Genomic DNA, 17,845 nt, shown 5'->3' with positions numbered 1-17,845 from the left:
CGCAGTCCCGGCTGGCCCCGCCGTCCCCGCAGTCCCTGCCGTATGAGCATCCCGCCCTCATCGTGCGCGGTCGTGCGGAAGAACGGCCGCAGCCGTTCGTGGTGGGCGCCCACCCGGGATCACCGGGGGCCCGGCCGGGCTCGGCGGCCGTGACCCGTACGTACTCTCCGGTCATGCCCCGGGCCGGATGGCAGGCGGGGCCGGTGGCAGTGCCGGGGGAGCGGGCGGGCCGGCCGGCGCCGCGCGCGGAAAAGGCCGGGCGGGGGCGGGCCGAGTGCCGTGCCTGGGAGAATGGCACCCCCTTCCGAGTGCGCTGAGCAGCGGCGCCTCCCCGTCGCAGGAGTGCCCGCACCGTGTCCGAGGACCGCGAACCCCCGATTCCCGACGCCATCGACCCCGGCCGGCGGCTCGATCTGGTCGCCGACTGCGGCAGCTGCTTCGGACTGTGCTGTGTCGTGCTGCCGTTCGCGGCCTCGGCGGACTTCGCGAACGACAAGGAGGCCGGGCGGCCCTGCCACCATCTGCGTACGGACTCCCGCTGCGGCATCCACGCCGACCTGCGCGGGCGCGGCTTCACCGGCTGCACCGTCTTCGACTGCTTCGGCGCGGGCCAGAAGGTCTCCCAGGTCACCTTCGGCGGCCGGGACTGGCGGCAGGCGCCCGGCACCGTCCGGCAGATGACGGAGGTGTTCCCCGTCATGCGGCAGCTCCACGAACTCCTCTGGTACCTGACCGAAGCGCTGACCCTGCCGCCGGCCCGCCCCGTCCACGACGAGCTGCGCCGCGCCCTGGAGCGGACCGAACGCCTCACCCGCGGCAGCGCCCCGGAACTGGCCGAACTGGACGTGGCGGCGCACCGCGGTGAGGTCAACACCCTGCTGCTGCGCACCAGTGAACTCGTCCGGGCCGGGACCGGCGGCCGCAAGAAGAACCGGCGGGGCGCCGATCTCATGGGGGCGCGGCTCCGGAAGGCCGATCTGCGGGGCGCCAATCTCCGTGGCGCCTACCTGATCGGCGCCGACCTCACGGGCGCCGACCTGCGCCTGGCCGACCTCATCGGTGCCGATCTGCGCGGCGCCGACCTGAGCGGTGCCGACCTCACCGGCAGCATCTTCCTCACACAGGCCCAGCTCAACGCGGCCAAGGGCGACTTGAGCACCCGACTGCCGTCGGCCCTCGGCCGCCCCGGACACTGGTAGCCGGCCCGGCGCCCCGGGCGAGTTCCGGCGGTGACGCGACAGCCCCCGGCGGGTAAATCCGGTTCGCGCGGTTCGCCCGGGTCCGTGCCGCCGCCGACCGGCCTCGCGCGGCCGGACAGGGGCCTGCCGACGAAGCGTGCGGCAGGCCGTGTTCACCGACTTCACCGGCTCCCTCCACACTTCACCGGCTCCCGCCACTCCATCGGCTTCCTCGGCCTTCGCTGGTGCCGTGGTGAACCCCGGTTCGCGCGTCGCCGGACCTCAACGACCGTCAGATGACGCCCACCGGCCACGACGAGCCACCGGTCATGGCGAGCCACCGCCCACGACGAGCCACCGCCCGCGGTGCCCGGCCGCAGCTCCCCGCCGCCGCCCGCCCCACACCTCCGCGATCCGCCGGTCCACAGATCCCTCGGTCCGCCCGTCCATCGGTTCGCCGGTCCCCGGTTCCGGCAGGTCCCGCCGGTCCCGCCGATCGCTCACAGCGAACACGCTCCGGGGAACATCCGCCCCTCCCTCCGCATTGAGTGAGTACAGCTCAACTTGCTTGCCGAAGGGGAGATCATGGCTTCGACGTCCACCTCGCTCACACTGCCCGTGCTGCCCCTCGATGACGAGGTCGTACTGCCCGGCATGGTGGTGCCGCTGGACCTGTCCGACGCGGATGTACGGGCCGCGGTGGAGGCCGCGCAGGCGGCCGCCTCCGGGGGTAACAAGCCGGAGGTGCTGCTTGTGCCCCGGGTCGACGGCACCTACGCGGGCATCGGCACGCTCGGGCGGATCGAGCAGGTCGGGCGGCTGTCCGACGGCGATCCCGGGGCGCTGATCCGGGGCCTGGGACGGGTGCGGATCGGTTCCGGTACGACCGGGCCCGGTGCCGCGCTCTGGGTGGCGGGCACCGCCGTCGAGGAACCGGTGCCCGACCGGCTGCCGGGAGCGGTCGGTGAGCTCGTCACCGAGTACAAGGCGCTGATCACCAGCTGGCTGCGTAAGCGCGGCGCCTGGCAGGTCGTGGACCGGGTGCAGCAGATCGAGGACGTCTCGGCGCTCGCCGACAACTCCGGGTACTCGCCGTTCCTGACCACCGAGCAGAAGCTCCGGCTGCTGGAGACCGTCGACCCGGTCGCCCGGCTGAAGTCCGCCACCGACATGCTGCGCGAACACCTCGCCGAGCAGGACGTCGCCGAGTCCATCGCCAAGGACGTCCAGGAGGGCGTCGACAAGCAGCAGCGGGAGTTCCTGCTCCGCCGCCAGCTGGAGGCGGTCCGCAGGGAGCTGGCCGAGCTCAACGGCGACCCGGAGGACGAGGGCGGCGACTACCGCGCCCGGGTCGAGGCCGCCGACCTCCCCGAGGACGTCCGCAAGGCCGCCCTCAAGGAGGTCGACAAGCTGGAGCGGTCCAGCGACCAGAGCCCCGAGGGCTCGTGGATCAGGACCTGGCTGGACACCGTCCTGGAACTGCCGTGGCACGAGCGGACCGAGGACGCCTACGACATCGCCGGTGCCCGCCGGGTCCTGGACGCGGACCACGCGGGCCTGGAGGACGTCAAGGAGCGGATCACCGAATACCTGGCCGTCCGCAAGCGCCGGGCGGACCGGGGGCTCGGGCTGGTCGGCGGGCCGTCCGCGGGGGCGGCGGGCGAGGGTGCCGCAAACGGCGGCGGACGGCGGGCGGGCGGCGCCGTGCTGGCGCTCGTCGGGCCGCCGGGCGTCGGAAAGACCTCGCTCGGCGAGTCCGTCGCACGCGCCATGGGGCGCTCGTTCGTCCGGGTCGCGCTCGGCGGCGTCCGGGACGAGGCGGAGATCCGTGGCCACCGGCGCACCTACGTCGGCGCGCTGCCCGGCCGGATCGTCCGGGCCATCAAGGAGGCCGGGTCGATGAACCCGGTGGTGCTGCTCGACGAGATCGACAAGGTGGGCTCCGACTTCCGGGGCGACCCGGCCGCGGCGCTGCTGGAAGTCCTCGACCCGGCGCAGAACCACACTTTCCGGGACCACTATCTGGAGGTCGAACTGGACCTGAGCGATGTGGTCTTCCTGGCCACCGCCAACGTCCTCGAAGCGATCCCGGAACCGCTGCTGGACCGCATGGAGCTGGTGCGGCTCGACGGCTACACCGAGGACGAGAAGGTCGTCATCGCCCGGGACCACCTGCTGCCCCGCCAGTTGGAGCGGGCCGGTCTGGAGCCCGGCGAGGTGGCCGTGACGGACGAGGCGCTGCGCAAGCTGGCCGGCGAGTACACCCGCGAGGCGGGCGTGCGGAACCTGGAACGGGCCGTCGCCCGGCTGCTGCGCAAGGTCACCGCCCAGCACGAACTCGGCGAGCGGGAGCTGCCGTTCACCATCGGCGACGCACAGCTGCGCCCGCTGATCGGGCGCCCGCACCACACCCCCGAGTCGGCGCAGGACCCGGCCGGGCGGCGGACCGCGGTGCCCGGGGTGGTGACCGGTCTCGCGGTCACCGGTGCCGGTGGCGACGTGCTGTACGTCGAGGCGTCGCTCGCGGACGCGGAGACCGGTGCGTCGGGCCTCCAGCTGACCGGACAGCTGGGCGACGTGATGAAGGAGTCCGCGCACATCGCGCTCTCGTTCCTGCGCTCGCACGGCGCGGAGCTGGAGCTGCCGGTCGCCGATCTGAAGGAGCGCGGGGTGCATCTGCACGTACCGGCCGGTGCGGTCCCCAAGGACGGGCCGAGCGCGGGCGTGACGATGACCACCGCCCTGGCCTCGCTGCTGTCGGGCCGGCAGGTCCGGCCGGACGTGGCGATGACCGGTGAGATCTCGCTGACCGGGCGGGTGCTGCCGATCGGCGGCGTCAAGCAGAAGCTGCTCGCGGCGCACCGGGCCGGCATCACCACCGTGATCATTCCGCAGCGCAACGAACCCGATCTGGACGAGGTGCCGGCCGAGATCCTGGAGGCCCTCCGGGTGCACCCGGTCGCGGACGTCCGCCAGGTCCTGGAGCTGGCGCTGACACCGGCCGTGACCGCGGCCGGCGCGGCGCCGGAGGTTCCGGTCGCGGCGTGACGGACGCGGCCGGGACCGGGCAGGCGCCCCGTCCGCACACCTCGTGCGGGCGGGGCGCCGCCGTACGTCCGGCCGCGCGGGTGCCGGCCGGGGACCGCGCCGGTCGCGGCCCGCGGCCGGGCGTCGTCAGCCGTTGGCGAGTGCCTGGAGGCGGTCCTGTGCGCCGTTGAAGAGGTCGTGGTCCCCGACGGCGGGGCCGGTGGAGGTGTACTGCCAGATGGTGTGGAAGCCCCAGCCGGCCGGGAGTTCGCCGGCCGAGGAGCCGTAGCGCGGCACCCACAGCGGATTGATGGTGCCGAACCCGGTGTAGTTGCCGGTGCACTGCGACCACCAGCTGGTGGAGGTGTAGAGGACGGCGTCCCGGCCGGTGCGCGCCTTGTAGGTGGCGAACCAGTCCTTCATCCAGTTGACCAGCCCGGTCGCGCTCAGGCCGTAGCAGGTCGCGCCGTAGGGGTTGTACTCCATGTCGAGCGCGCCGGGCAGCGTCTTGCCGTCCTTGGACCAGCCGCCGCCGTGATTGGCGAAATAGGTGGCCTGCGCGGCGCCGCTGGAGGTGTCCGGCGTGGCGAAGTGGTACGCGCCGCGGATCATCCCGACGTTGTACGAGCCGTTGTACTGCTGCGCGAAGTACGGGTTGGTGTAGCTGGTGGACTCGGTCGCCTTGACGTAGGCGAAGCGGACCCCGCTGTTCCAGAGCGACTGCCAGTCGACGTTGCCCTGGTGGCCGCTGACGTCCACGCCCTCGACGGAGGCGGTGAGCGCGGCCGGCGGCGGGGCGCCCGGGGCGGTGCCCTCGTGCGCGGCGATCTGGGAACCGGCCCAGTCCTGGCCGGGGTGGGTGGGTTCCGGCGCGTGCCGCGCGGACGCGGCGGTGGCCCCGGCGGCGCCGGGCAGGCCGAGGAGGAGGGAGAGGGTCGCGAGGAGGATGCCGGCCGCGGTCGCGAGGGAGCGCGCGGGGCGGTGGGGGGAGCCGGATCTGGACGCGGGCATGCGTGCCTCCGAAGAGCTCGGTGAGCTGACCTGAGGGGGGAAGGCGGTGACGGCAGGGGTGCACCGGCGCGAGGGCACGGTGCGGTGTGCGGGGCACCTGGTGGAGCCTCTGGAACTTGGTGTGGTCATGCCAGAAATGACGATACGCGCGTAGACCGGCGTGACAAAAGAGGGTCGCGGGGCTGTCGTTGGTCTAATCCTGCGAAATACTGGCCAAGCTGCGGTTTCTGTCGCGGCGGCAGGAAATTTTCATTCTCGGGAAAGCGGGAGAGGTCGCTGACGTGCACAACACCGGAGCCGACGGTACGGCGGCGGACGGCGGGCCAGAGGCCACGGACCACGCGCCGCACGCGGACCACGTAGATCATGTGGATCACGTATTCCTGGCTCTGGAACGCGAGTTGGCGGTGTTCCTGCGCCGCGCCCGCGCCTCGTCCGGTGAGATGGCGCGCGAGGTCCACCCCGATCTGGAACCGGCCGCCTACGGTCTCCTCGTCCGGCTGGCCGACATCGGCGCGCAGCGCGCCACCGACCTGGCCGGCTTCTTCGGCGTCGGCAAGGCCACGATGAGCCGTCAGCTGCACGCCCTGGAGGACCTCGGACTGGTCGCCCGCGAACCGGATCCGGCCGACGGCCGGGCGGTCCTGGTGCGCATCACCGACGAGGGCCGGGACCGCTTCTCCCGGGTCCGCGAGGGACGCCGCGCCCAGTACGCCCGCCGCCTCGCCTCCTGGGACCGCACCGAGGTCGCCGACCTGGCCCGTCTGCTGCACCAGCTCAACGCCGAGCAGGAGGGTGAGTGCTGCTGAGGGACGGCTGAGGGCCGCCGCGGCGCGCGTACGCCGCCGTCCCGCAGCCGGCCTCCCGTACCCTCGGCGCCGGCCCGCCCGGAGCGGGCTCCGCCGCCCCGGCACCGGCCCTGACGGCGGACGGGGCCCCGGTCGGGCATCCGGCCGCGGCCGTGGTCACGGCGCCACGAAGACCACCGCGGCATCGTCCCGCGCCTTGCCGCGCGGGTGCGCGGCGCCGTCCGGGTCCGCCGCCTCGGCCGCCCGGACCTGGTCGATCAGCGCCTGCGGTCCCTGCTTCGCCACCAGAGCCGCGCAGTCCGCCCAGGAGCCCTCGCGGAACACCTCGACCCAGCGGCCCGCCCCGTCGCTGAGGGCGGTCAGCGAGCGGACCTCGCCGCGCGGGACGCGGCCGGTCACCGCGCGGGCGGCCACGGATGGATCGGCGGCCGCGGTGAAGAAGCCGCCCTCGGCGTTGCGCAGCGCCTCGACCGCGCGGCCGTACGCCCGGCCCGCGGCGGCGCGTTCGGCGGAGCCGCGGGGCAGCGCCCGGACCGCGGCCTCCCGGGCGCGGACCGCGGGCGGCAGTTCGTCCAGCCGGGGGTCCAGTACCGGCCACACCGTGCCGTCCGGCCGCTCCAGCAGGAGGACGGAATCGGACAGTACGAGGTACTCGACGGTGTCCGCGCACCAGCGCGCGGTGACCACGGTCGCCTGCGGAGTGCGGACGTGAGAAAGGTCACAGGTCGATCGATGCATATCGGCCGTCCGGGAGATGGCCGCCGCAAGGATCTCAGCGAGCGTCATATCCCGCCGTGAACCGGACAGTTCGAGCATCGCACCCCCCAGGCGCGCGGTGAACCACGGCACGGAGTGGACGCAGCCGTACGCCTCCTCCGGCGGTGTCACACCGTCCAGCAGGACCAGGACTCCGCCCTGGCCGGAGGCCGGAAGAGCGACCGATGCGTAGTCCTCGTTCGGTCGTTGGGGATCGCCCGGTTCGGTGGCGAGTTCGATGCGCATGGGAACGAGTGTGCCGGAGCCGCCCGTATTCTCCCGGCGGCGGGACGCTTCCCGGGCGCGGGCGGGCGGCCGGGCCGCCGGCGGACGGAAAGTCCGGACCAGGGCGGCGGGCGGGATGCGGGCGCGCATCTTTTCAGGACCGCGGCGGTTCTCCAAACCCGCCGGGGGGTTGCGCGAGGTTGCGGCCCGTCCCGCCGGTGCGCGGAAGTTGATGGTCAAACTCGGATTGATGTTCACTCGTTCAGGTGGTCGGGCATGTGTTGCCGAGCCACTGCGCAGCGCCGGTGGAATGGTCGTTTCCCGGATCATTGGGGTGGGCCAGGACGTTCGTCGCAACGCGCAGAGCCGGGCTGTTTCCCTTCGCGGACGTGTGCGCTGCTGCGGTCTCCGCGCAGATCCGCCCCGCGAGCGGAGGAGCGAGCCGGGTCCGCGAGGCCACACGGCGTGGGCAGGCGAGACAGGAATGCGAGCAGCGGTGCGGAAGAAGCGGCTTCGGGGCGGCGCAGGGAAGCCGGGATCACCGGCCCGTTCGGTCTCGGGACCGGGCACGGGTCCGGTCCCCGGTCCGGGGACGGCGGGCAGCGGTGGAGACCGCAGAGGGCGCCCCGCCGCACGGGTGCGCAACCGTCTCGTCGGGGCCGTCGCCGTCGTCGCGGTGGCCGTCCTGGGGGCCGGTGCGCCCGGCGTCATGACCGCCGTCGACAACACCCACACCAGCCAGCAACTCGTCGACCTCGCCGAGCTGAACGCGCGCGCCATCACGCTCGCGCACTCCCTCGCCGACGAGCGCGACGCCATGACCGCCTACGTCGCCGGCGGCCGCAGCAGCAAGTCCGGCGCCGGGGTCCCGGAGGACCAGCGCGCCCGCGTGGACCGGCAGATCACCGAGCTGCGCGCGAAGTCCCACGGCACCGCCGGGGAGAGCGCGGTGTTCACCGCCGCCGACACCCTCCTCACCGCACTGCCGCAGACCCGTCAGAAGGCGCTGTCCGGGCCCGGATCGGCCGAGGACACCTTCACCGCGTACACCAAGGCCGTCCAGGCGCTCGGCGCGATCAGTGCCGATATCGCCCGTGGACTGCCGGCCCGCGCGAACGGCGCCGACGCCGACACCCGCGCACTGCCCGCCCTCGGCCGCGCCACCGACCAGGCCGCCGCCACCCGCGGTCTGCTGCTCGCCGCACTGGGCGCGGGCGGCCCGCAGACCAAGCTGACCACCGCCGCCCAGCTCGCGCACACCCGCGAACAGGGCGCGCTCGCCGACTTCGCGCAGTCCGCGAGCGCCGGCGCGCGGGACCGCTACGACCGCACCGTCAACGGCACCGACGTCACCAACGCCGAGAACTACCTGACCCGGCTCACCGCCCAGCCGCGCCTGGACACCGCCGACCAGACGATCGGCCGCGACCGGGTGCGGGCCGCCCTCACCGCCCGCGTCGGGCTGATGCGCGGTGTCGAGTCCGCGATGGCCACCGCCGACACCGAGCGGCTCGGCGGGCTGCGCGACGACGATGTGACGGCACTGGAGATCCGCATCGCGCTCGCCGGGCTCTGCCTGCTGGTCGCGGTCGGCGCCGGTGTCTCCGCCGCGCGTTCGATGACCCGCCCGCTCGCCGCGCTGCGGCTCGGCGCCCAGCGGGTCGCCGCCGACCCGTCGCACGAGGAGCCCATCGCCTTCAAGGGCCGCAACGACGAGTTCGCCGCCACCGTACGGTCCGTCAACGCGCTGCACGGCAAGGTCGGCGAGCTGGCCGTGCGGACCGGGGAGCTGGAGGGCGAGCGCACCCGGCTGGTCGGCGGCCGGCAGCGGCTGGTCGCCGAGCGCGATGTGCTCCAGGACGAGCGGGTGGAGCTCAAGAGGGAGCTGGCCGCCCGCACCGGGCAGCTGACCGAGCTCACCGGGCAGCTGGCCGACCTGACCGGGCAGCGCGCCGAGCTGACCGAGCAACTGGCCGACCTCACCGAGCGGCTGACGGCGCTGCGCACCGGCGTGCACGGCCAGTTCGTCAACCTCTCGCTGCGCACCCTCGGCCTGGTGGAGCGCCAGCTCGGCGTCATCGAGTCGCTGGAGGAGAGCGAGGTGGACCCGGAGCGGCTGGAGACCCTCTTCAAGCTGGACCACTTCGCCGCGCGGATGCGCCGCAACAGCGAGAACCTCCTCGTCCTGGCGGGCGCGGAACACGGCAGCGGCCACCCGGGTCCCGTACCGCTGCTGGACGTGCTGCGCGCCTCGATCAGTGAGATCGAGCGCTACCAGCGGGTCCGCGTCCGGTCCCTGCCGCCGCACGCCCAGGTCGCCGGGTTCGCCGCGGACGACATCAGCCACCTGGTCGCCGAACTCCTGGAGAACGCCACCTCGTTCTCGCCGCCGGAGGCGCATGTCGAGCTCTCCGGCTGGCTGCTGGAGACCGGCGAGGTGATGCTCTCCGTGCAGGACGAGGGCATCGGCATGACCGCGGACCGGATGGCGGAGCTCAACGCCCGGCTGGCGGACGCGGCGGGGGCGGCGGCCGCCGAGACCATCGACGAGGCGCTGGGCCTCGGACTGTACGTCGTGGTGCGGCTGGCCGCCCGGCACGGCGTACGGGTGCAGCTGCGCGAACAGGAGCAGGGCGGTATCGCCGCCGTCGTCGTGCTGCCCGGCTCGATCCTGCCCGCCGCCCCGGACCCGGTCGGCGGACCGGCGGCGTCCACCGCCGCGGGCGCCGCACCGAGCCTGCCCGGCTCGGTCGCCGAGGCGAACTCCAACACCCTCCAGACGCGGATGCCGCGGACCGATCCGGCGACCGGCCGGCCCGACGCGGACGCCGACGACGCACCGCACACCGCGGACCGTACGGAGCCCGGCGGCACGGACGGCGGCGCGGACAGCGGCCCCGGTGCGGCCGCGGACAGTGGCGCCGACCTGGCCACCGCACCGGCCGCACCTGTCGCACCGGCTGCTCCTGCCGTGCCCGCCGAGCCCGCCGCACCGCAGGCCCCGGCCCCCGGCCCCGCGCCCTTCGACGACTCCACCATCCAGCTCCCGGTCATCGTCCCGGACCGGGACGGCGGGCAGGACACCGGCCAGGGGACCGGTCCGGCCCCCGGCCGGCCGTTCACCCCCGCCACCGATCCCCTCGTCGCCGCGGCGGAGCGGGCCATCGACGCGGCCGGTCTCGGCGGGCCGGCCGGCCCCACCACCCATGCCGCGCCCGACCCGAGCCCGTACGGCCCGCGGTCGTCCGGCCCGTACGCCACCGGCGCCGCCGAGCACACCCGGCCCGACGAGGCGACGGCCCCGGCCGACGCCCCGGCGGCCCCGGCCCCCGGCGGCGGCCGGCACGCCGCACCGGTCCGGCCCGCCGCGTCCGACCCGTACGCCGTCGGACCGGACCAGCACAGCCGTCCCGCGACCGACGCGGCACCGGCACCGGCACCGGCACCGGACGACGCACCGGCCCACGCGGCCGCGGGCGACGCGGTCCCGGGAGCCGGGCCGGCCGACGCCCCCGCCGCCGTACCGGAGCAGGGACAGCGGCGGACCACCGTCACCGGACTGCCCAAGCGGACCCCCAAGGTCGTGGCGCAGCAGAAGCCGGCCGCCGCGCCGCGCAAGAGCGGCGCGGCGCACGCCGAGGCACTGCGGCGCCGGCTCGGGGGATTCCAGCAAGGGGCCCGGGACGGCCGGCGCGAGGTGGAGGCGGAGATCGCGGAGCGAACAGCGGAGCAGACCATCCCACAGAAGGACACCGACGGCGCGGGGGCCCCGGGAGAGAGCCACGTTGTCGAGGAGGCACGCGATTGAACGCGCAAGCGCCCACTGCTCAGGGACGCGGTCCGAGCAGTCAGGCAAGGAATCTGCACTGGCTGCTGACCAACCTGGTCGACGAGGTGCCCGGTATCCGCTCGGTCGCCGTGGTCTCCTCCGACGGACTGCTGCTGCTGTCCTCGGACCCCGACCGGGCGGACGAGGCGGCGCAGACCGGTGAGAACAACGGGCCCAGGGGGTCCAGCGCCGACCTCGCCACCATCGTCTCCGGGCTCGGCAGCCTCACCAACGGCGCCGCGAAGCTGATGAACGGCGGAGTCGTCAAGCAGACGATGGTCGCGATGGACGAGGGCAGCCTCTTCGTCATGGCCGTCAGCGACGGTTCACTGCTCGGCGTCCACGCCACCCCCGACTGCGATATGAGCGTCATCGCCTACCACATGGCGCTGTTCGTCGGCCGGGCAGGCCATGTCCTCACCCCCGAACTCCGCAGCGAGCTGCGCAAGTCGATGGAGAGCGCCCAGTGAGCCCCACCGCCAAACTCCCCGTACGCGGCGGGGACCGGAAACCCGCACGCGTCCGGCCGTACTCGCTCACCGGCGGCCGGACGCGGTTCGGCCACGTCCTGCTCGTCGAGACGTTCGTGGCCGCGCTGGACGCCCCCGAGGAGCGGCGCGAGCTGACGTCCGGCGGCTGGGGCGACCGGGTGATGCCGGAGATGCGCGCGATCGTCGAGCTGTGCCGACGGATGCGCTCGGTCGCGGAGATATCCGCGCTGCTCAAGATGCCGCTGGGCGTGGTCCGCGTACTGCTCAGCGATCTCGCCGACCAGGGAAAGATTCGCGTCTACGGCACCGGGCACGGCACCGGCCGGCCGGACCGCGCGCTGCTCGAAAGGGTGCTGAGTGGACTTCAACGGCTCTGACACGATACCGGCCGGGCCGGCGTCGACCACCGGCTCCGTGGGCCGGGCCGATGCCGTGGCACCGGCCGCCGAGGCGGGGTTGCAGAGCTGGCAGACGGACCGCACGCAGGCACCGGTCGCCACCAAGATCGTGGTGGCGGGCGGTTTCGGCGTCGGCAAGACGACGTTCGTCGGATCGGTCTCGGAGATCACGCCGCTCAAGACCGAGGCGCTGATGACGCAGGCCAGCGCCGACACGGACGATCTCAGCGCCACCCCGGACAAGACCACGACCACGGTCGCGATGGACTTCGGACGGATCACCCTCGACCAGGAACTGGTGCTCTACCTGTTCGGCACACCCGGACAGCAGCGCTTCTGGTTCATGTGGGACGACCTGGTGCGCGGTGCGATCGGCGCGGTCGTGATGGCCGACACCCGGCGGCTGGAGGACTGCTTCCCGGCACTGGACTACTTCGAGAGCTGCCAGCTGCCCTACGTCGTCGCGGTCAACCACTTCGAGGGGACGCCCGCGTACGCCGCGGAGGACGTCCGTGACGCGCTGACGGTGCCGCCGCACGTGCCGATCGTGATCATGGACGCGCGCAAGCGGGCCACGGTGATCGAGGCGCTGCTCGCGCTGGTCGGGCAGGCCCTGGACGTCACGCCCGAATAGGCCGCCGCCCCACGAGCACGCCGGGCCCGCCGCGGGGCGGGCCCGCCCACGACGCCACCCCCCTGAAGCAGCAGCACAGTAAGCAGAGAAGAGCGCCGCCATGCGGAAGATACTCATCATCGGAGCCGGTCAGTCCGGTCTCCAACTCGCCCTGGGCCTCCAGTCCAAGGGCTACGAGGTCACCCTCATGTCCAACCGCACCGCCGACGAGATCCGCTCCGGCCGGGTCATGTCGACGCAGTGCATGTTCCACACCGCCCTCCAGCACGAGCGCGACCTGGGCGTCAACTTCTGGGAGAGCCAGGCCCCGCGCATCGAGGGCCTGGGCGTCTCGGTCGCCGCCCCCGACGCCTCGCGCGCCGTCGACTGGGTGGGCAAACTGGACGGCTACGCGCAGTCCGTCGACCAGCGGGTCAAGATGGCCGGCTGGATGGAGACCTTCGCGCAGCGCGGCGGCCAGCTCGTCATCCACGGCGCGGCCGTCTCCGACCTGGACTTCTTCGCGAGCCGCTACGACCTGACGCTGGTCTCGGCCGGCAAGGGCGAGCTGGTCTCCATGTTCGGCCGGGACGCGTCGCGTTCGCCGTACGACGCCCCGCAGCGGGCGCTCTCCGTCGCCTACGTCCACGGCATGGGCCCGCGCCCCGAGCACCCCGAGTTCGACGCGGTGCGCTGCAACCTCGTCCCTGGCGTCGGCGAGCTCTTCGTCATGCCGACGCTCACGAACACCGGCCGCGCCGACATCCTCTTCTGGGAGGGCGTACCCGGCGGCCCGCTGGACGCCTTCCAGGGCATCAAGGACCCGAACGAGCACCTCGCCATGACCCTGGAGCTGCTGAAGCGGTTCCTGCCCTGGGAGTACGCCCGTTCCACCGAGGTCGAGCTGACCGACGCCAACGGCACACTGGCCGGCCGCTACGCCCCGACCGTGCGGCACCCCATCGGCCGGCTGCCCTCCGGCGGTCTGGTCCTCGGCGTCGCGGATGTCGTCGTCGCCAACGACCCGATCACCGGCCAGGGCTCCAACTCGGCCTCCAAGTGCGCCGCCGCCTACCTCGCCTCCATCGTCGAGCGCGGCGACCAGCCGTTCGACGCGGAGTGGATGCAGGCCACCTTCGACCGCTACTGGCAGACCGCCCAGCACGTCACGAAGTGGACCAACGCGATGCTGGCGCCGCCGCCCGAGCACGTCCTCAACATCATCGGCGCGGCCGGCCAGCTCCAGCCCGTCGCCGACCGCTTCGCCAACGGCTTCAACAACCCGGCCGACTTCGAGAACTTCTTCTACGACCCGGACAAGGCCAACGCCTACCTCGGCTCGTTCACCGGGCAGCCGGTCGGCTGATCTCCGCCGCGCCCCGGCCGTCCGCGACCGGGGCCCCCGGCCGGCCCAGCCGGGCGAGCTGTTCCTCGGAGAGCCCGGCGAGCAGCCGCTCGACGGCCTTGAGCCCGGCCCGCGCCGCGTTCCGCCGCTCCTTGCACCGGTCGGTGAGCCGCCGCTGCTCGGCGAGCGCGGCGCGCTCCCGGCGGGCCAGCCGGCCGGCCCGCCGCTCCTCCGCGGTGAGCCGGGCGACGACGGCGGCCTGCCCGCCGGCCGCCTGCCGGAGCACCTGGCCCCGGTCCATCGCCCGCTGCGGATCCCTGGCCCACAGGATCCGCAGATACGACGCGAGCACGCCCGGCCCCGCCCCCTGGTACTGCTGCCGCGCCAGCCGTCCCACGTCGGCCCGCCCGCCGGCCAGCCGCGCACGCGCCGCCGCCAGCCGGGCGGTGAGCGCCTCGGCCCGCTGCCGCGCCGTCCTGAGGTCCGCCCGGCTCTCCCGGTACGCCGCGGCGGACGCCTCGCTCGCGCGGTAGAGCGTCCGCAGCCGTCCGAGCAGGGCGCCGGGGTCACGGACGGCGGGGCCGGTACCGGCCCCGGTACGGTCCTCGGCGCCGGCGTCCGGATCGGCGTCCGCCCCGGTCTCCCGCTCCGCGTCCACCCCCGCGTCCGGGTCCGGCCGGGTGCCCGTACGGGTCTCCGGTCCCGCGGCGGTGCCGGTGGTGGTGCCGGTGCGGGTCTCGGTGCCGCCCCCGTCGACGCCCTCGGTGACCCGCCCGAGGCCGCCCTCGCCGGTGTCCCGCGACGCCGTCTCCGGCGGCCCGGTACCCGACGCGCCGCCGGCCGTGGCGCCGGTGTCCGTGGCCCAGGTGCCCGGTGCCCCCGTGTGCGGTGGCGCCGGTCCCGGTTCGGCGAGCACCGAGTACGCGGGCAGCGTCAGGGTCACGGCGCCGACGACCGCCAGCGCGCCCGCCCAGCGCGGGAACCGTCCGGACACACGCCCACCTCCGACTCCCGTGGCCGCCCGGCCGCGTACTCCGTACCCGGACCGTCCGACCGTCTGACCGACCACCTGACCGACCGTCCGGCCGAGCGGCCGGCCGCGATCCGGATCGTGTCATGACAGTCATACATTTAGGGCGAATGGGGGCGGAAGGGCGAGGGGCGCGGCGGTCGGATCACTCGGTCAGCCGCCGGAACGGCGGTCGGCGCGTCCGGCGGAGCTGCCGCCGAAGTAGCTGTCGAAGTTCTTCTGGAACTCGCCGTTGTTGTAGCGGTCCCAGTTGACCGACCAGGCCATCAGACCGCGCAGACCGGGCCGGCTGCCGTGCGGCTGGTAGCCGCCGCAGCCGGTGTTCTTCGTCAGGCAGTCGAGCGCCTCGGTGACCTGCGCGGGCGGGGTGTAGCCGTTGCCCGCGAGGGGGGAGGCGGGCAGGCCGATGGCGACCTGGGACGGCTGGAGCGGGGGAAAGACGTTGTCCTTGTTGCCCGCCACGGGGAAGCCGGTCAGCAGCATGTCCGTCATCGCGATGTGGAAGTCCGCGCCGCCCATGGTGTGGTACTGCCCGTCCAGCCCCATGATCGGGCCCGAGTTGTAGTCCTGGACGTGCAGCAGGGTGAGGTCGTCGCGCAGCGCGTGGATGACCGGGAGGTACGCGCCGGCCCGCGGGTCCTGTCCGCCGAACGGCCCGGAGCCGTAGAACTGGTAGCCGAGCTGGACGAAGAAGGTCTCCGGCGCCATGGTCAGCGTGAAGCCCGCGCCGTACTCGGCCTTGAGGGTCCGCACCGCGGAGATGAGGTTGACGACGGCGGGGGTGGTGGGGTTCTTGAAGTCGGTGTCGCCGTCGTCCAGGGAGAGCGAGTGGCCCTCGAAGTCGATGTCCAGGCCGTCGAGGCCGTAGCGGTCGATGACGGCGCCGACCGACCGCACGAACGCGTCGCGGGCCGCGGTGGTGGTGAGCTGGACCTGGCCGTTCTGCCCGCCGATGGAGATCAGCACCTTCTTGCCCGCCGCCTGCTTGGCCTTGACCGCGGCCTTGAACTCGTCCTCGGACTCCACTCCCGGGCACTCGGCCTGCGGACAGAGCGCGAAGCGGATATCGCCCGAGGTGGCCGAGGTCGGCTCGCCGAAGGCCAGATCGATGATCCCCCAGCTGTCGGGAACGTCGGCGAGCCGGGTGTAGCCGGAGCCGTTGGCGAAGCTGGTGTGGAGGTAGCCGACGAGGGTGTGCGCGGGGAGCGCGGCGGTCCCCGGCCGGGCGCCGGCCGGAGCGGTCTCCGGGGCCGCGGCGGCGCGCGCGGTCCCCGGCTGGGCGGTGAGCCCCAGGACGGCCGCCAGCGCGACGGCGGCCAGCGCGGCGGGCCGGGTCCGGGGGTGCCGGCGGGAGTGCCGGGTGGGGCCGGTGGGGGAGGGGCGGCGGGAACGGAGACGCATGGGGGCTGCTCCTTCGGTCGACGGCGCTGGAGTGGGGGGTGCGCGGGCCGAGCGGGAGGGGAGCCGCCCCTGCGGGCTGGGGCCGGCCAGGGAGGCTTGGGGCGGCTCCCCTGGGCAGGCAGCAAACAGGACTAGACCACTAGTGTCAATGGTCCGGACCAGACTCGGTGGTGGGTGCGGCGGTGGCCGCGGGGCTCACCGGTGGTGGTGACGGGGCGGCAGACGCGTCGACGGCCGAGGTGATGGCCGGGGCGGCGGTCGCGCCGATGACCGTGGCGCCGGTCTCCGGCCCCGTCAACTCCGCTTCTGCCACGGCCACTTGGGGCCGCCCGGCGGTTTGCCCTCCGGGTCGTACTCGTACTTCCAGCCGCTCGGCAGCCCCAGCCGTCCCACCCGCCCGGGGGCGCGCCGGTAGAGGTACAGCGTCGGCGGCCGCCCGTCGTCGTTCGGCACCGGGATCTCGTACGTCTTCGGTGGCTGGCCGGTCGCGCCGAGCAGCACCGGCAGCACCCGGCCGTCCAGCGGTCCGCCGACGAAGGGGGTGTTCTCGCTTCTCACGCCTTCAGTGTCACACCCCGCGTGCGCCCAAGGGCTGTCCCGTCATACCTGGCGGGCGCGCGACGACAGCTACGGCACCTCGCCGCGTTGTCGGAACGTCCACATACACCCGGTATGCGGACGCTCCTCCGCCTTGCGATGCACCGCATCTGACGCCGCGCGCTGATCCACCAGGTATGACGGGACAGCCCTTGGCGGGGCCGCGCGCCGCCGGGGCGCACCGCCACGTCGCGGGCCGGGGGCGCGGCGGGCGGCGGGCGCGTCACCGTGGGCTGCGGCGGGTCCGCCGCCGCACCGCGCAACAGACCTGACGCCGTGGCTCACAGCAGATGGGACGCGTCGCGCACGAGCGGGAGCAGGCGGCGGACCAGATCGCCGACCGGGCCGTCGGGGGTCTCCAGCGCCAGCGCCGCCCGGGTCACCCGCGCGGTCTGCGCATCGCGGGCGGCGGTCGCGGCCAGCAGCGCGATGAAGTGGTCGACCAGCCCGTCGCGCAGCTCGTCGAGGGGAGGCTGTTTGCCGCCGTCGAGCCAGATCAGCGAGGCGCCCTCGACGGCGGTGATCCACATGCGGACCGCCGTCCGCAGCCGCGGACCGGGCTCCGGCTCGCCCAGATGGCGCAGGATCTGATCGGCGGCGGCGCGCCGCACCTGGTCCACGATCGCGGACGTCCGGGAGGTCGCCACGACGCTGCCGCCCTGGAGCAGTGCGCTGAACCCCGTGTCGTGCCCGTCGACGAACGTCAGATAGCGGTCCAGCGCGCGGGAGAGCCGCTGGGTGAGCGGACCGGACTGCGGCTCGGCGAAGCAGCGTTCGAGGTCCTCGGCCGCGCTGCGCAGCGCGGCCTCGTACAACTGCGGCTTGCCGCCGGGGAAGTAGCGGTAGACGAGCGGCCGCGAGACCTCGGCGGCGGTCGCGACATCGTCCAGCGAGACGTCCTCGGGGGCGCGTTGGGCGAACAGGCCCAGGGCCGCGCCGAGCAGTTGGCTGCGGCGTTGCTCGACGCTCAGTCTGCGGTAGGCGGGTCGGGGTACTGCTGGGGCGGTGCCGCTGCCGTTCATGGACAGCAGCGTAACCGCCCCGGATTTCCCTTCGCACAGGTGCGCGTACGCGCCGGTGGGCCTTTGGCCGGGCCGGGCCGCGCCTGCGCACCCGTCCCGGCGCGGGCGTCCGG

The 17,845-nt window shown here is 74.1% G+C and carries 14 protein-coding genes and 1 pseudogene; 8 read left to right on the top strand and 7 right to left on the bottom strand.

All coding sequences use genetic code 11. The features are described 5' to 3' along the window. Nucleotides 1-353: 353 nt before the first annotated feature. Complete coding sequence (locus ACLJWH_RS08725) at nucleotides 354-1,199, top strand: pentapeptide repeat-containing protein (protein ID WP_411141026.1); 846 nt, start codon at nucleotides 354-356, stop codon at nucleotides 1,197-1,199. Between the two features lie 564 nt (nucleotides 1,200-1,763). Next, entirely contained in the window at nucleotides 1,764-4,226 is a 2,463-nt protein-coding gene (gene lon / locus ACLJWH_RS08720) for an endopeptidase La (RefSeq protein ID WP_411141025.1), read from the top strand. A gap of 126 nt (nucleotides 4,227-4,352) precedes the next feature. Here the strand turns inward: lon and ACLJWH_RS08715 are convergent, their stop codons facing one another. Further along, on the bottom strand, nucleotides 4,353-5,216 hold the full coding sequence (locus ACLJWH_RS08715) for a lysozyme (protein WP_411141024.1): 864 nt from the start codon (nucleotides 5,214-5,216) through the stop codon (nucleotides 4,353-4,355). 281 nt (nucleotides 5,217-5,497) lie between these two features. On the opposite strand from ACLJWH_RS08715, the gene ACLJWH_RS08710 reads away from it, so the two are divergent. Then, nucleotides 5,498-6,025 (top strand): MarR family winged helix-turn-helix transcriptional regulator, encoded by a 528-nt coding sequence (locus tag ACLJWH_RS08710; protein WP_411141023.1) that lies wholly within the window; start codon nucleotides 5,498-5,500, stop codon nucleotides 6,023-6,025. Between the two features lie 156 nt (nucleotides 6,026-6,181). On the opposite strand, the gene ACLJWH_RS08705 is transcribed toward ACLJWH_RS08710, so the two are convergent. Continuing rightward, nucleotides 6,182-7,027 (bottom strand): hypothetical protein, encoded by an 846-nt coding sequence (locus ACLJWH_RS08705; RefSeq protein ID WP_411141022.1) that lies wholly within the window; start codon nucleotides 7,025-7,027, stop codon nucleotides 6,182-6,184. A 616-nt stretch (nucleotides 7,028-7,643) separates the two neighbouring features. Here ACLJWH_RS08705 and ACLJWH_RS08700 point away from each other — a divergent pair. From ACLJWH_RS08700 to ACLJWH_RS08680, 5 genes are all read left to right on the top strand, one after another. After that, on the top strand, nucleotides 7,644-10,814 hold the full coding sequence (locus ACLJWH_RS08700) for a nitrate- and nitrite sensing domain-containing protein (protein WP_411141021.1): 3,171 nt from the start codon (nucleotides 7,644-7,646) through the stop codon (nucleotides 10,812-10,814). Beyond that, a complete protein-coding gene (locus ACLJWH_RS08695; protein ID WP_411141020.1) occupies nucleotides 10,811-11,305 on the top strand; it encodes a roadblock/LC7 domain-containing protein in 495 nt (164 codons plus the stop codon). The genes ACLJWH_RS08700 and ACLJWH_RS08695 overlap by 4 nt, the downstream gene beginning before the upstream one ends. Further along, entirely contained in the window at nucleotides 11,302-11,703 is a 402-nt protein-coding gene (locus ACLJWH_RS08690) for a DUF742 domain-containing protein (RefSeq protein WP_411141019.1), read from the top strand. Before ACLJWH_RS08695 ends, ACLJWH_RS08690 begins: the two co-directional genes overlap by 4 nt. A gap of 37 nt (nucleotides 11,704-11,740) precedes the next feature. After that, nucleotides 11,741-12,358 carry a GTP-binding protein gene (locus tag ACLJWH_RS08685; protein WP_411141018.1) on the top strand — a complete coding sequence of 206 codons (618 nt, stop codon included), beginning with the start codon at nucleotides 11,741-11,743 and terminating at the stop codon, nucleotides 12,356-12,358. A 100-nt stretch (nucleotides 12,359-12,458) separates the two neighbouring features. After that, nucleotides 12,459-13,703: a styrene monooxygenase/indole monooxygenase family protein gene (locus ACLJWH_RS08680; protein ID WP_411141017.1), complete on the top strand. Its 1,245-nt coding sequence runs from the start codon at nucleotides 12,459-12,461 to the stop codon at nucleotides 13,701-13,703. On the opposite strand, the gene ACLJWH_RS08675 is transcribed toward ACLJWH_RS08680, so the two are convergent. The 5 genes and pseudogenes from ACLJWH_RS08675 to ACLJWH_RS08655 all read right to left on the bottom strand — a co-directional run bounded on the left by ACLJWH_RS08675 (nucleotide 13,681) and on the right by ACLJWH_RS08655 (nucleotide 17,732). After that, on the bottom strand, nucleotides 13,681-14,676 hold the full coding sequence (locus tag ACLJWH_RS08675) for a hypothetical protein (protein ID WP_411141016.1): 996 nt from the start codon (nucleotides 14,674-14,676) through the stop codon (nucleotides 13,681-13,683). The genes ACLJWH_RS08680 and ACLJWH_RS08675 overlap by 23 nt on opposite strands. Before the next feature lie 189 nt (nucleotides 14,677-14,865). Continuing rightward, a pseudogene (locus tag ACLJWH_RS08670) lies at nucleotides 14,866-15,924 on the bottom strand (chitinase); the annotation flags it as partial. A 334-nt stretch (nucleotides 15,925-16,258) separates the two neighbouring features. Continuing rightward, on the bottom strand, nucleotides 16,259-16,411 hold the full coding sequence (locus ACLJWH_RS08665) for a hypothetical protein (protein WP_411141015.1): 153 nt from the start codon (nucleotides 16,409-16,411) through the stop codon (nucleotides 16,259-16,261). After that, nucleotides 16,408-16,671: a hypothetical protein gene (locus tag ACLJWH_RS08660; RefSeq protein WP_094791756.1), complete on the bottom strand. Its 264-nt coding sequence runs from the start codon at nucleotides 16,669-16,671 to the stop codon at nucleotides 16,408-16,410. Before ACLJWH_RS08660 ends, ACLJWH_RS08665 begins: the two co-directional genes overlap by 4 nt. A 320-nt stretch (nucleotides 16,672-16,991) precedes the next feature. Then, on the bottom strand, nucleotides 16,992-17,732 hold the full coding sequence (locus ACLJWH_RS08655) for a TetR/AcrR family transcriptional regulator (RefSeq protein ID WP_411141014.1): 741 nt from the start codon (nucleotides 17,730-17,732) through the stop codon (nucleotides 16,992-16,994). Nucleotides 17,733-17,845: the final 113 nt, after the last annotated feature.

It is taken from the genome of Streptomyces sp. x-80 (genome assembly GCF_046549095.1).
Taxonomy (GTDB): Bacteria; Actinomycetota; Actinomycetes; order Streptomycetales; family Streptomycetaceae; genus Streptomyces; species Streptomyces celluloflavus.
Note: the sequence above shows the minus strand (reverse complement) of the source record. Positions and strands in the feature narration are given on the sequence as shown.